Genomic DNA, 14,268 nt, shown 5'->3' with positions numbered 1-14,268 from the left:
TTATTCAGAAGGTAGTCGATTTGAAAGGAGGAACCTGCCAAATTTGCTATTTTTGGTTATTATTTTAAATATTTGATTCAAGCGATCAATTTCTTCAAATAATAATCGTTAAGCTCTTAAATATACTATTCAAATTGAATCAATTTCTCCTTTTGTATGAAACAGTAAATCTAGATGAGAAACTCATGTGGGGAGGAATTGTGTTCTTTATTGTGTTTCTCCTTGGAGTAACAGCTGCCTATATCGATTCACTGAATCTATTTTATTACCGCAAGGTGTTTTTTAAAGTAGGTGATATTGAAATTACATATTGGTATAAATGGAAATTACTCACAAGTAAAGGATCTCCATTTTTCATTTGGCGAAAAATGAAAATGAAAAACACCGTGATGAATACCGAGTCCGAGCACATCTTAGATCCAGTAAGCGAAAAAGGTCATATTCTCTATTTCTATTTTGATCATAATTACGAAACGCATACTGGTATGCTATTCGATGCCTTGGTGGTGAGAGATACAGATATTTCTATGGGGTTCGATGTGTATTCTCTTGATTACCTTGGTACACATTACGTCTATGAACGAAGAGAAGAAAAAACGGAATATCTCGGAATGATAGAAAGAGGCAAATTCTACAAGACAGAAGGCATGTTTAGAAATGTAGAAAGTAAGGAATTGAATTATTAAAAAGATAGAAGTCTAAAGTGATTTTGACTTCTATCTTCGGACTTCCAACTTACTTTACCTCATAGGCAGCGACCGTATTGCCAAAAAACGTTGGGATGAGTAACAATCTCTTTTCTGGTATGTAACAAATGTCAGCGGCATTTAGTTCTTCAGCTTTGGTGTCTAAGACTAAGGTTCTATTGCCAAAGTTATCTACAAAATGAACCTCTCCATTCCAGTTGGATACAAAGTAATGATCTTCATAAGCTACAATGCCATCTCCTCCAGGTATGGAATCAGAGATGACTTCTTTCATTTTTGTATTGATGTCTATTCGGGAAAACTCATCTCCGAAATAGGAAGCAACCATAAGATGGCTTCCCTGGTGTAGTAGTCCGTTCGGTCCAACTAAGGTGGTGTCGTTGAGCCAGGTTTTTACTTCGTCATTGTTCAATACATGAATAGTGTTGGTGCCAGTGTCGGAAATAAAGACCTCTTCTCCTTTGCTTATGCTGATGTCGTTCAAAAATGCCCCACCTTCTATGGGATACCTGGCAATAATGACCCCACTTGGAATGTCAATTTCAACTATTTCGTCTATGTTGGTCACAAACAAACTGCTATCCAAAATACCCATGCCTTTAGGGGCTGAGATTTCCGACACCCATTCTCTTTCGATAATCTCACCTTCAGTAGAAAGGATTGAAATAAATCCATCATTGTCCTTTGCTGTGGGAGGTACCGCACTAATATTCGAGACATAAAGAACGTCTCGAAATTCATCATATATAACGGATTCGGGAGTTTTCAAGGTGCTTACCGTTTCCCAAGTTTTGGTTAGGGTAGGTACGGTGAGTTTTTCAGGAGCAGAAACACTCTCTTCTTTCTTTTTGGTTGGTTGACAGGCGGCTGCTAATAGTACAAGGCAAGCCAGAAGTATCTTGGTTCTCATAGTTTTCAGTTTAGATGATTGCTCTAAATTAATAAAATGAGGACATAAAAAAAGCGGCCGAGTGGCCGCTCTACATTCTTAGTAGAATAATGAATTAGTCGTTTACTACCACTTTGTCCATTTTATCTCCTTGATTGATTTGGTCAATTACGTCCAAGCCATCTACTACTTTTCCAAAACAAGTATGGTTTCTGTCCAGGTGAGCCGTGTTGGTTCTACTGTGGCAAATGAAGAACTGAGATCCGCCAGTGTTTCTTCCTGCATGCGCCATAGACAATACACCACGATCATGGAATTGATTGTCACCATCTAGCTCGCAGTCGATTTGGTAACCAGGGCCTCCAGCACCGGTGCCATCAGGACAACCGCCTTGGATCACGAAATCAGGAATCACTCTATGGAAAGTCAAACCATCGTAAAAACCTTTCTTTGCTAAGTCAGTAAAATTTTTTACTGTATTAGGAGCGTCTTTTTCGAAAAACTCCAACTTCATTACACCTTTTGAGGTGTGGATTTCTGCAGTCATAATTTTTTTATTCTAATTTCAAAAAGGCAAATCTAAATGCTTAATTTCGGAAATTGATTGAATCAGCCGATAGATTCAAAAAAGCATTAAACAACGACCCATGAGTAAGAACCTGAAAATTGATATGCACACCCATATCCTTCCCGAAAAATTGCCTGACTTTGCTAAGAAGTTTGGTTATGGAGATTTTATTCATCTGGTGCATAAACGACCTCACTATGCCGATATGATGAAGGGGGGGGAGTTTTTTCGTGAAATCAACGAAAACTGCTGGGATCCTAAAGTACGTATTGAGGAATACGAGAAATTCAACACGAACTATCAAGTAGTTTGCACCATTCCTGTGATGTTCAGTTATTGGGCGAAAGCAGATGATTGTCTGGAATTGTCGGTGTTTTTGAATGATCATATAGCCCAGGTAGTGAATGACTATCCGAAGAATTACATAGGGCTGGGAACGGTGCCGATGCAATCGGCAGAGCATGCGGTAAAGGAACTACATAGGATCAAAGAACTTGGTATGCCAGGCATACAGATCGGTTCGAATATCAATAACAAGAATTTGAATGAGCCAGAGTTTTACCCCATATGGGAAGCTTGTGAGCAGCTCGACTTAGCTGTGATGATACACCCCTGGGAAATGATGGGAAGAGAGCACATGTCCAAATACTGGTTGCCATGGTTGGTAGGTATGCCGGCAGAAACTTCTCGGGCGGCTTGTTCTCTGATTTTTGGTGGAGTGATGGAGAAATTTCCAAAGGTCCGATTTAACTTCTCACATGCTGGCGGTTCATTGTTAGCGACGATCGGTAGGGTAGAGCATGGATTCAATTGTCGCCCAGACTTGGTGGCCATAGATAACCCGATCAACCCTAGAGATTATTTAGGTAAATTCTGGGTGGATTGTATCACGCATGATTTGCCTTACCTCAAGTATATCATTGAGATGATCGGCTCTGAAAAAATCACCTTAGGTACAGATTATCCATTTCCATTGGGCGATTTGGATATAGGAAAGTTTATTGAAGAGAGTGACTTGCCTCAATCCGATAAGGATAATATTATGTATCAGTCTACACTGGATTGGTTGGGGTTGGAATTATGATTTGGAAATATTCTATAACCCCATCAGAGTCACCTGAAAGGGACTCTGATGGGGTTAGTGATCAAACCTATACGATTTTCAAAACCTTATAGGCTTGGTAAGTGCCTTACTCATGAATTGTCAATAGCGGAATTTTTATCTGCATCACTACTTTTTTTGTAGTGCTTCCATGGATCAGCTTGTCCCAGAAACCATGTTGCCGTGGATACATGGCTAGCATATCTAGCTTTTTGTCTTCGGCAAACTCCATGATACCTTCGAGCGGCTCTTCATGGTAGATGGTTGCAAAAGTATGTTTGATGTCCTTTAGTGAGCCTTCGAGAAACATGCGTTCCCGAGCAGCTTCACTAATAGACTCTTCGTCACTTTCTTGAGAGATATGGAAGATGTTGATTTCAGCACCATACATCTTGGCTAGTAAGGACAAGATGCTTAAGCGGTTCATGTTTTCGATTTCATGGAGGTCTGCTGCAAACCCAATATGCTTTAATTCAAATCCGTCTACATTTTCAGGAATAACGAGTACGGGTACTTCCGCAGATTTGATGACCTGAGCACTCATACTTCCGAAAAGATTCTCTACCACATCATGTTCTCCTTTGGTGCCCATTACGATGAGATCAATGTCATCCTGTTCGGTGCACTGATAAATAGCGTCGGCTGTAGGAGCCATAAATACCTTGGTGGAATAGTTCACATCTTTCAATTGCGGGATTGAGTTTGGTAAGGTTTTGAACTCTTCTTTGACTTTTTGTTCCTCCTCCTTCAGTAAAGGTTGATTTACTAAGTCTACGGCCATCACATCCATAGGAGCATAAGATGGTACATGAAAAGCATTGACAATCTCTAATTTAGCCCCTTGTTTGATGGCAATTTCAGTGGCTACTTTAAGTGCGTTGATCGCGCACTTAGAAAAATCTGTTGGTACTAATATTTTGGAAATACGCATGGCTCTTAGAGTTTGATTTACCCAAACTTAGCCTATGACTTGATTAATTATATTGAGCTATGTCTTTGGAAAATCTGATTTTCCTCATGTTGTGGCAGAGGTCAGTATGGCTTCTCTCCTATAAAATTTCCAGGTGGATCGTATTGACACACCCAAATGTCCAGACCATCGCAGGTAGCTACGCCACAACCCACTTTAGACGTTTTTTCCCAAACTATTTGTGTGTAGTGTCCACAGTCCTTGTCGGTTGCGCAAATATTGGAATCATAGTCATAATCATCGATTTCAGACCCCCAGCTTGTGACTACATCTGTAGGAGAGAAGGCACCTTCTGTTCCGGCCCAAATATTCTCACCAAAATCACTATTGGAATGTTTGAACTCACAATCAACAGCCAGTTCTGTAGCCCATGCCTGAGCTGAAGTAGCCAATTCTTCAGACCATGAGATATCTGAGATATTCACATCACTTCGGTAGGCGTTATGTGCTTCCAGAATCTCTTGAATTGTTGTTTCACTAAAGGTAGGAAATGTGTCACTTCCTTCATTGTCGTCAGAACTGCAACGAAATAGTAAAAAGGTAACAATGAAATATAGAAAAGTGTTTTTCATGGTAGTGGTATTGGTTAATAAACAGCTTCATTAACTCATTCCATTAGAATGAATCAATTGTATTATTCATGTTTAGAATTTAAAGTATTCTATTGTAATCTCAAATGGCAACGAAAAAGTGACTTTGTTTAGTTTCTTTCTCAGGCATTAGGTCAAGTAGGAATTGCCTCCATTCCATTTTTACTTTCAATATTAGTCGCTACGATGACGCCAGGCCCGAATAAGATTTCTAATGCTCCTATGAAAATGATTTTCAGTGTTTCTGTTTAGGTGATTCTCGGAGTTTTGATTCAAAGAAATATGAAAAACGAAAGCCAAAGTTGGTAATCAATGTCTTGATCTCCCTCGTCTTTGCTCATACAGTGCTAAATATATAAGGGCTATTTTGGAGATTTTTCATAAAGGACAGTATTTATGAAATAGGAAATAAGCTTATTTTTCCCGTTATTTACCCTATGCTTTCTTCAACTCTTACTCAAAAATTCACCCACCTTTTTAAGATATTAGATTTTGATCATGATGGGTTGCTCATGCAGAGCGATTTTCAAAATCTAGGTGATAATGTAGCTATATTCAGATGTTTGATGCCACCTTCAGCAGTCGAAGATTTTATAACCAAACGAGGTCAGGTCTTTTGGGAGCAGCTTACATCATTTTTGGCCAATCAAGAACCGAGCAGATGTAATTTGACCAACTGGTTAAAATACCTGGAGGCTGTAACTGTCAATCAGCTTTATGGGCCATTCGAAGAAGTTGCTAAGCAAATGGCTGATGATATATTTTTCATCTATGATAAAGACCATAACAATTTCCTTTCTAAGCAGGAGTATATGTGCTTCTTTGTTTCGTTGCGAGTAGAAATCAAGTTTATTGATATCTGTTTCAAAAAATTAGACATCAATGGAGATTTGCAATTGAGTAAGGAAGAATTGGCTTCAGCGCTGGTTGAGTTTTTCACAAGTGATGACACTAAAAAACCTGGAAATCTTCTTTTTGGCAATCCTGAGAGTTATCAATTTGATACAAGGAAAACTGTCTATACCGAAGTGTAAGTTTTGTATATGGTTTTAAGTATCATTTAGGTTCAGATAGGATTTTGGTTAAAAAAATAGTCAGACGAATCTGATCTCAATCTTTTCTAGATGGTTTATTGTTCAGTAGTCTTTTGAATTAGGTTTGGAGAATCACTCGTCAGAACACTGAGCTGTCGCATGACCAAGACAGATTTCTCACCCACATGCTGCAAACAAAAAAACCTCAACTTTCGCTGAGGTTTTAAGTGATTCGTCTGGGGCTCGAACCCAGGACCCACGCCTTAAAAGGGCGTTGCTCTACCAGCTGAGCTAACGAATCGAGTTAGACTATGGACAATAAAAAACTCGGTTGATACCGAGGTCTTTATTTGAAAGTGATTCGTCTGGGGCTTCCCTCATTTGACAGAGTCAATTCGGGATAAACATCTCGCCCACAAAGCAATTCAACTTTCGTAGTGATTCGTCTGGGGCTCGAACCCAGGACCCACGCCTTAAAAGGGCGTTGCTCTACCAGCTGAGCTAACGAATCAAACTTTTTCGCATCGGAAAGTTTCATTTTTCTTGACCCTTCCCTTATTTTGCGGTTGCAAATGTAGGCACGAGATGAGTAAAAAACAAAACAATATCTTCAAATTTATTACAATACTTTTAGTCGGTTTAATGACCACTTCTTTTTCTTCATTGGGGAGGGAAAAAGGTGGACAATTAATCCAAGCAGATTCGTTATTTAAGCTTCAAAAATATACGGAGTCCTTTGATATATATGAGCAGTTGCTGAATAGTAACAATGTAGCTTCTCCACAGATGCTTATGAAGATGGCTTATATTAAGGAGGGTTTAGGGGATTATAGCCAGGCATTGTATTACCTAAACAAGTATTATCAACAGACGTCGGACAAACGAGCTCAGAATAAGATGGAAGAATTGGCTACGGAACATGAAGTTTCCGGCTTTGACTTGTCCGACACAACGCTTTTCAAAGGTCTTGTTCATAAATACTATACAGAATTCAACCTGTTGATATTTAGCATAGCGCTTTTCTTAATAGGAATTGTCTTATATAGAAAATTTAAGTCGGGTTCGAATGCAATACCCTATGCCATTTCTGCAATTGTTGTTTTGTTGTTCTTTTTCTGGCTTACCAATTTTGAACTGAGCGAACCGAGAGGTATTATCACAGAAGATCATGCTTATCTGATGACTGGGCCTTCTGGAGGTGCTGACTTGATTGAAGTCGTAAAGAAGGGGCATCGCCTAAATATACTTGATGAGGAAGGAGTTTGGGTGAAAGTGGATTGGAATGGACGTGAGGCTTACATCCGATCGAAAATGATCAAGAGAATTAGTTAGCTTTTTCTTTTAGTGGTGAATCAGATTCTTTTGCCAATACATTGTAGACAATTTTATCCATCAATCTCGGTACAAAATGGTTGAGGAAATTAAGCCACCAGCAGAGAGGGGTGAGTATGAAATTCCGCGTCTTTTTTTGCTGTCCTTTGTAGATACGAAGTGCTACTTCTTCCGCAGTCATCATTTTGCTTTCATCCTTAGGTGATTCACCTTGTATTTTACCGTCAGCAGTAAGCGCAGCATTTCTGATGTTTGTACCGGTATATCCTGGACTAGCTACTAAAACATGTACGCCACGATACAGCAATTCTGTTCTTAGTGCTTCGAAAAACCCTTCCATGGCAAACTTGGAAGAAGAATATGCAGTGCGTGCAGGGGTACCACGATGTCCGTTTATTGAAGATATACCAATGATCGTTCCTTTCGATTCTAGTAAATGTGGTAAGGCATACTTGACGTAATTTACTGTTCCCATGAAATTGATGTCCATCACTTCCCTAAACACTTTCAGGTCCAGGTCTTCGAACATAGCCCTCATAGAAATTCCCGCATTACAAATCAATACATCCAAAGAACCGAAGGTTTTAATAGTCTGCTCTACCACATCCTTTGCGCCTTTTTCACTGGCTGCATCGGCTTGAACACCTAACGCCTGATGACCAGAAGATTGAAAAGATTGAATAACATTATCTAGTCTTTCTTGATTTCGACCAGTTAATACAAGGTTATATCCTTTGGAAGCATACAGCTCTGCACAGGCTTTGCCTATTCCTGAAGTTCCTCCTGTGATGACAACTGTTTGAGATTTGGGCATTGGTAATTCTAATTCAGCTCGAATTTAATAAGTCTTGAAGTAATACTCGTTTTTGCGATAAATTGTTTCCAGCTTTGGATTCTTTATTAATTTGGTTTTGAATTCGTGATTTGATCGCTTATTTCATGCACTCATTTTTTAAATCACTTTTAGTTGGTCTACTGCTAATAGGTTCCTTTTTTAATGGGGAGGCTGCTGAGCTTTTTGGTACTGTCACAGATCAAAAAGGAGAACCTCTTCCATATGCCACATTATATCTTCAAAACACCACTATAGGAACAACAACTAATATTGAAGGGAAATATAGTATTGAACTGGCGCCGGGGGATTATGTATTGATTTATCAATACGTAGGGTATAAAAAACAAGAGATCCCCTTGAAGGTTGACCATCGTAGGATTTTGTTAAATGTTGTACTGGAACCTGAAGTGTTAGAACTACAGGAAGTGGTTGTTACAGCTACGGGCGAAGATCCGGCATACGCAGTGATTAGAGAAGCCATATCCAAAAGAAAGTATCACTTGGAGGAAGTGGAGGCCTATAATTGCAAAGTTTATATCAAAGGCATGCAGACACTGGATGAAAAGCCAGATCAAGTGTTAGGAGTAAATATTCCGTTGGATACTGGTATTGTATATCTATCCGAATCGGTATCGGAATTGAGTGTGGCGCAACCGGATAAAATCAAGGAAGTTATGATCTCGTCCAAGGTCAGTGGTAGCCATTCGGCTTTTAGTTACAATCAAGGTTCACAGATGTTGATCTCATTTTATGATAACCTATTGACATTCCCAGGGTTATCGGAGAGAGGATTTGTTTCACCTATAGCTAACAATGCCATGATGTTTTATGACTACAAGTTGGAAGGGACGATCATGGAAAGTGAGCATTTGGTTAACAAAATTAAGGTCATTCCGAAAAGAAAAAACGATCCCTCATTTCAAGGCTTTATCTATATCATGGAAGACTCCTGGAGGATTCATAGTGTCGATTTGAAATTGACCAAAGAACACCAGATCGAGTTTATCGATCAAGTCAATGTCTACCAGGTATATGCTCCAGTTCAGAACGAAGTCTGGATGTTGCTTTCCCAAAGGTTCACTTATTATTTAAATGTACTAGGCTTTAGAGGCAATGGGAATTTTGTTGGCATCCATTCCGAATATCAAATACAATTGAATGAAGAAGTTGCTAATTCAAAAGGAGTTTCCAATTCTCAACTTTTTGCAGATGGCTATTTTGATAATGAGGTGCTGAAAATAGAAAAGGAAGCTAATCAAAGAGATAAAGAATATTGGGAAGACGTAAGACCTATTCCTTTAACTAAAATTGAGAAAGTGGACTATTTGTGGAAGGACAGCCTGCAGGTTTTGATGGAATCTAAGTCTTACAAAGATTCAGTTGATAAGTATGCCAATAAGTTCAATATAGAAAATCTCTTAATAGGTGGTTACTTTAGACAGCAATCATTCAAAGAGCAATACTTTAGGTTTCCGACTATTCACGATTTGTTACAATACAATGTGGTGGAAGGAGCGGTAGTAAATTTTAAGACAGTCTTTACCCAGGAAAAGGATGCCATATGGAAGTATAAAATTACACCTACCGTTCGATATGGATTTTCTAGTGATGATTTTTACTACAAAGTCAAGTTTGCTTATCAATTCGATCCAATCAAAAGAACCAGGACTTTTATAGAAGGAGGAAAATTTGTTTCTCAATTTAATGAAGATGCCCCCATCTCACCATTGATTAATTCATTCGAGACATTAGTCAATCGCAGGAGCTATATGAAGCTGTACGAAAAAACATTTGCGAAGCTCTACTATTCCAGTGAAGTAGTGAATGGCATTACCTGGAAGGCAACTTTGGAATACGCTCGAAGGAATGAACTGTTTAATACAGCAGACTATTCTTTCTTTTACAAGGAGGATCGAAATTTCGAACCGAATGCGCCGATGAATGCAGAGTTGTCGAGTACATCTTTCGGTACTTCGGATGCGCTTATTTTGGGAACAAGTTTTTACATCAAGTTTGGGCAAAAGTATATTACTCGACCAGACCAAAAGTTTAATTTGGATACTCCATATCCCACTTTGTTTGTGTATTATCGAAAGGGTATTCCTGTCCTGGGTTCAGACGTTGATTTTGACGAAGTGGCTCTACGAGTTTTTAAGGACGTAAACTATGGATTGTTTGGAAGTGGAAACTACACCGCTTGGGTTGGTGCTTTTCTCAACGACGATGAGTTGACATTTATCGACTACAAACATCACATGGGTAATCAATCTGTTTTTGCCAACTTTGGCAATGATCATAATCAGCTATTGGATTACTATCAATTTAGTACTTCGGGATCTTGGATAGGTTTGCACGCAGATCATCATTTCAATGGTTTCATTTTGAATAAGCTACCTTTTATTGGAAAGAGCAAAGCTCAAGTAGTGGGTACAGCGAGATACCTACATACACCTGCCTCTAGTCATTATTTCGAATATGGTGTTGGATTGGAACACCTTTTCAAAGTACTTAGAGTTGACTTTTATGGAGCTTCACAAGATGGTTCTAGTTATGGGTATGGATTTCGAGTTGGACTTGGGTTTTAATTACCTGACCAAAGTAATGACACCTTTGTAATCCGTATTGAGGTAATCGATGTGAAAATAATAAGTACCAGTATCCGCACCATCACCTGTCCAAACAAACTCCCGGTCACTGGATTGGAAAATCTTTCCCCCAGCTCTATCGAAAATGACAATAGATTGAAATTGATCATCGCAATTATCGGGAGGGAGGTTGTAAAACTCTTCAGAGAGATTACTCAGTGTATAGGTATCGTTGTGCCCATCTCCATTTGGGGAAAATGCATTGGGTGGAGCAAATACATCGTAATCAACCGACAATTCTTCAATTTGAAAATTTACAGTTAAGGTCCTTAATTCAGTGTTTGGACAATTGTCATCGAACACTAAAAAATCCACAGGGTAGGTCTCGGGAGTTCGGTTTTCGCCTAGTAAGCTACATTCTGGTGTCCAAGTAAGTGTAGAGGAGACTGTACCTACTCCAGTGTTTCTCTCAAAGTCAAAACCCTCAGAAGGGGGAGCAGAATTTTCTGATAACAAATCCAGCGTAAGTAAATCTGTGTTATCTCCATCAGACGCAATCACTTCCAGTTCAAATTCCTCATTAACACTCAGTGTATAGAAATCTTCTATTTCAAATAATGGTTTCGTATTTACGGGCACCACTACTTCCACTTGTACAGCCAAGGTGTCCGCATTGGTTTCTTCACAGTAGTCCGTATCTTCAGCTATAAAATAGAGCGTATAATTTGTGGTGCTGTTGATGCCCAAATTGTCGCAGGATAGATCCCAAGCAAATGGTGATTCGACATTTCCGGTACCTTGTGCATCCTCAAAGGAAATACCCACGCTGCTAAAATTAAAAATATTTCCTACGCCAATGAGTTCGATGGGGTCTCCATCGGTATCAGTGGCAATTATATCAGTAGAGGGAAAACTTGATTTTATTGGTTTGGAATACGCTGGGTCAAGTCCGGTTACTTCCGGAGCAGTATTTGGAGGAAGAACCACTTCCAATTCATAAAAGAGGGTGTCACCACTATCAAAGGCGCAGGTATCATAATCCTCAAGTACAATACCTAAATCAAAAGTGTTTTTATCTCCAAAAGGGTAAGATTTACAATCTGTATTCCAATTGAATTTTACTTCTTTTCGTCCATAGATGTCTACTATCGTGTCCAAGGACATACCGTAGTCAATAGGATCGTAATCTTCAGCATAAAAGAAGAATCGCAGCGAATCAAATGGATCATCGTCAATTCCAATGAGTAATTCATCCAGCGCTACACTTTGGCCTTCCGCCTGGGACCTCATCTGAATACTATTCGCATCAGGGCTTAAGTAATAAGGTCTAGTGTTGGGTGGTGGTTCCACGTTGATGGTCATACGAACGGTGTCACGCTGAGGCAGGGGACAGGCATTGTCTGAAGCGATGAGATCAATAATATAGGGTTCGTTTTGGACATATGGGCAGTCAGAAATGCAAACTTCAACTCTAAGCGTGTCTCCAGACGCATTGATCGGCCCCGAAGTGAATTCAAAAACCTCTGATACGTCTGCGTCAAAATTGACTCCTTCAGCTTTGAGGGTGACATTCTCTCCAGCTTTGTCCACAACTAAATATTCAAAACACTTTTCTTCAGAGGCTGAATAGTTAATGATATCTATTTCATTATAGAATTCTGTATCACCTGGTAATCGGACTTGGGCTTGAGGAGGAGTAGGAGGTTCACATCCATCGATGACCAGCATTTGAAAATCGCGCCTCAGTTCTCCAATTTTTTCCTTATTCCTAAATTCTTCCACAAGGACAGAAAATATGTAAAGTCCTGTAGAGCTTGGATTTACTGTTAAGTAACCAGAGGAAGTGATATTCAATGAAGGATTGCCAGGGATAATATTGTTGATATCAGAACCATTCGCATAGATCAACTCTAGGAAAGGCTTTGGCTGAGGAATGGGCAGAGCCACTTGAGAAGTGCTATTATATGGCAATTGCAAAGAGTAAACAATTGAATCTCCATCGGCATCAGTTCCTGCAAAATCTGTATAATAAGTTTGGTTGACGCAGGCATAATCGCTAAGTGGTGGAAACAATTGTGGAGAGGAGTTGATGAATTGCTCTCCATTTTTGACAACTGGAGGAAAGTCTAAAGCATACGTCATGCCTTGCCCACCAGGGTTTACAATATTTGAAATGGATGTATTGCGACAGCATCTTTCCCATACAACGTAATACCCTTCTGGCTCATTAAAAATTTCAGGTTGTAAAGTAATCTCTGCTGAATAAAAAACTCTTGATGTCTGTAAAGAACCAATAGCACATTCAGGATTTGAGTATTCTACTGCTTGTTCAGTACTTAAACTAAGTGTTTCAGTTCTCACCAAGGAATGATCGCTGTTTCTATATATATATACTTGTACTGATAAGTCTGGACCTGGATTATCTGTTTGTGCCTTGTCGAAATATTGGATCAGATTTAGATAATACTGATAGCCCTCAATATGAACCAGTTCCATCTCTCCACCTACAATATGAAAGGCCATCACTTTGAGTTGGAAAAAAACAATTGCCAATAAAGCTAGTATCAGTTTTTTCATGCGTGAACAAGATAAACAGAGGATTGATAAAACGAGAACATATTTCGTTGAATTGACTTGGTCTGTCTTTATTGGTCCAATTTGAGAATCGAATTAATTCCTAAATGTTGAATCTGAATCATTGAATTTTGAGTATCCATTTATCTAGTTTTGCAGGAATGGGAAGAAAAAAACAAAACAAATTTGTCAAGCGCGGGGAGATTCTGGAACTGCAAATTGAGGATTACGCTTTCGGTGGAAAGGGTATAGGGAAAATAAGAAATGAGCATGGCGAATTTGTTGTTTTTGTGCCTAATACCTTGCCTGGGCAATTAGTCAAAGGTCAAGTTAAAAAGGTCAGCAAGACCTATGCGGAATGCAAGCTTTTCGAGGTGTTGAAACCTGCAGAAGGTGAAGTGGAGGTGCCCTACCAGAGTATTCCTGGTGCACCGTACATCAAATTACCCATTGACCAACAGCACGCCTACAAAAAGCAAAGTACCCTGGAGCTTTTTAGACGCATCGGTAAGGTTCAAGAAGTAGAAGCACTGTTTGATGAGTTTGTGGTGTCGCCTAATACTTTTCATTATCGAAATAAAATGGAATATGCCTTTTCTGCGATTGGCTATGACCATGAGTTGAAAACGGACGTTGATGAGTTTACCCTCGGTTTTAAGAAGAGAGGTACCTGGTGGTGTGGAGATGATCTAAAAGGCGATTCCGGTTTGTTTGATCAGCAAGTAGAGGATCAGCTGAAGTTGATCAAAAATTATTGTGAAAAATCAGGTTTGGCACCATGGCATGGCCCAAAAAAGGAAGGCTTTTTTAGGTATTTGGTCGTACGAAAGTCCTTTCATACGGACCAACTTTTGTTCAACCTGGTGACTACATCAACAGATTTATCAAACTTTGATTTGCAGGCGTTTGCCCAATTTTTGGTTGATCTCTTTGGTAACCGACTGGCTGGGCTCATCCATACGATCAACGATGAGGTTGGCGATCGAACCATTGCAACTACAGGTACTACAAAGCTCATCTACGGGGAGGATAAAATAGTCGAGCAATTGTTGGGCTTGAGTTTTGAGATCAGCATGAAAAGC

At 39.4% G+C, this 14,268-nt stretch carries 12 protein-coding genes and 2 tRNA genes; 6 read left to right on the top strand and 8 right to left on the bottom strand.

Translation table 11 applies throughout. The features are described from left to right. Positions 1–152: 152 nt before the first annotated feature. Positions 153–686, top strand: a complete 534-nt coding sequence (locus tag ACOQO5_RS05035; protein ID WP_420580596.1) for a hypothetical protein — start codon at positions 153–155, stop codon at positions 684–686. A gap of 49 nt (positions 687–735) precedes the next feature. Here the strand turns inward: ACOQO5_RS05035 and ACOQO5_RS05030 are convergent, their stop codons facing one another. After that, entirely contained in the window at positions 736–1,617 is an 882-nt protein-coding gene (locus ACOQO5_RS05030; RefSeq protein ID WP_420580595.1) for a YncE family protein, read from the bottom strand. A gap of 94 nt (positions 1,618–1,711) precedes the next feature. Continuing rightward, complete coding sequence (locus tag ACOQO5_RS05025) at positions 1,712–2,146, bottom strand: peptidylprolyl isomerase (RefSeq protein ID WP_420580952.1); 435 nt, start codon at positions 2,144–2,146, stop codon at positions 1,712–1,714. Between the two features lie 97 nt (positions 2,147–2,243). Here ACOQO5_RS05025 and ACOQO5_RS05020 point away from each other — a divergent pair, with 97 nt between their 5' ends. Continuing rightward, positions 2,244–3,248 carry an amidohydrolase family protein gene (locus tag ACOQO5_RS05020; RefSeq protein WP_420580594.1) on the top strand — a complete coding sequence of 335 codons (1,005 nt, stop codon included), beginning with the start codon at positions 2,244–2,246 and terminating at the stop codon, positions 3,246–3,248. Between the two features lie 106 nt (positions 3,249–3,354). Here the strand turns inward: ACOQO5_RS05020 and ACOQO5_RS05015 are convergent, their stop codons facing one another. Then, on the bottom strand, positions 3,355–4,197 hold the full coding sequence (locus ACOQO5_RS05015) for a universal stress protein (protein ID WP_420580593.1): 843 nt from the start codon (positions 4,195–4,197) through the stop codon (positions 3,355–3,357). A gap of 101 nt (positions 4,198–4,298) precedes the next feature. Continuing rightward, positions 4,299–4,808, bottom strand: a complete 510-nt coding sequence (locus ACOQO5_RS05010; RefSeq protein ID WP_420580592.1) for a pathogenesis-related family 1 protein — start codon at positions 4,806–4,808, stop codon at positions 4,299–4,301. Positions 4,809–5,263: 455 nt separating this feature from the next. On the opposite strand from ACOQO5_RS05010, the gene ACOQO5_RS05005 reads away from it, so the two are divergent. Next, positions 5,264–5,860 carry an EF-hand domain-containing protein gene (locus ACOQO5_RS05005; RefSeq protein WP_420580591.1) on the top strand — a complete coding sequence of 199 codons (597 nt, stop codon included), beginning with the start codon at positions 5,264–5,266 and terminating at the stop codon, positions 5,858–5,860. Positions 5,861–6,088: 228 nt separating this feature from the next. Here the strand turns inward: ACOQO5_RS05005 and ACOQO5_RS05000 are convergent. After that, positions 6,089–6,161 (bottom strand) — tRNA-Lys (locus ACOQO5_RS05000). A 137-nt stretch (positions 6,162–6,298) separates the two neighbouring features. Beyond that, positions 6,299–6,371: transfer RNA gene (locus ACOQO5_RS04995), tRNA-Lys, on the bottom strand. 74 nt (positions 6,372–6,445) lie between these two features. Here ACOQO5_RS04995 and ACOQO5_RS04990 point away from each other — a divergent pair. Then, positions 6,446–7,192: an SH3 domain-containing protein gene (locus ACOQO5_RS04990; protein ID WP_420580590.1), complete on the top strand. Its 747-nt coding sequence runs from the start codon at positions 6,446–6,448 to the stop codon at positions 7,190–7,192. On the opposite strand, the gene ACOQO5_RS04985 is transcribed toward ACOQO5_RS04990, so the two are convergent. Beyond that, positions 7,185–8,006, bottom strand: a complete 822-nt coding sequence (locus ACOQO5_RS04985) for an SDR family oxidoreductase (RefSeq protein WP_420580589.1) — start codon at positions 8,004–8,006, stop codon at positions 7,185–7,187. The two genes, ACOQO5_RS04990 and ACOQO5_RS04985, sit on opposite strands and share 8 nt — an antisense overlap. Positions 8,007–8,131: 125 nt before the next feature. On the opposite strand from ACOQO5_RS04985, the gene ACOQO5_RS04980 reads away from it, so the two are divergent. Then, complete coding sequence (locus ACOQO5_RS04980) at positions 8,132–10,612, top strand: DUF5686 and carboxypeptidase regulatory-like domain-containing protein (RefSeq protein ID WP_420580588.1); 2,481 nt, start codon at positions 8,132–8,134, stop codon at positions 10,610–10,612. Here the strand turns inward: ACOQO5_RS04980 and ACOQO5_RS04975 are convergent, their stop codons facing one another. Next, complete coding sequence (locus tag ACOQO5_RS04975) at positions 10,613–13,189, bottom strand: gliding motility-associated C-terminal domain-containing protein (protein WP_420580587.1); 2,577 nt, start codon at positions 13,187–13,189, stop codon at positions 10,613–10,615. Positions 13,190–13,347: 158 nt separating this feature from the next. On the opposite strand from ACOQO5_RS04975, the gene ACOQO5_RS04970 reads away from it, so the two are divergent. Next, positions 13,348–14,268 (top strand): TRAM domain-containing protein (locus tag ACOQO5_RS04970; protein ID WP_420580586.1); only part of this gene is annotated, 921 nt, incomplete at its 3' end.

It is taken from the genome of Reichenbachiella sp., from assembly GCF_965223055.1.
Lineage (GTDB): Bacteria > Bacteroidota > Bacteroidia > Cytophagales > Cyclobacteriaceae > Reichenbachiella.
The sequence above is the reverse complement of the archived record's forward strand: the minus strand, read 5'-3'. Positions and strand labels throughout refer to the sequence as shown.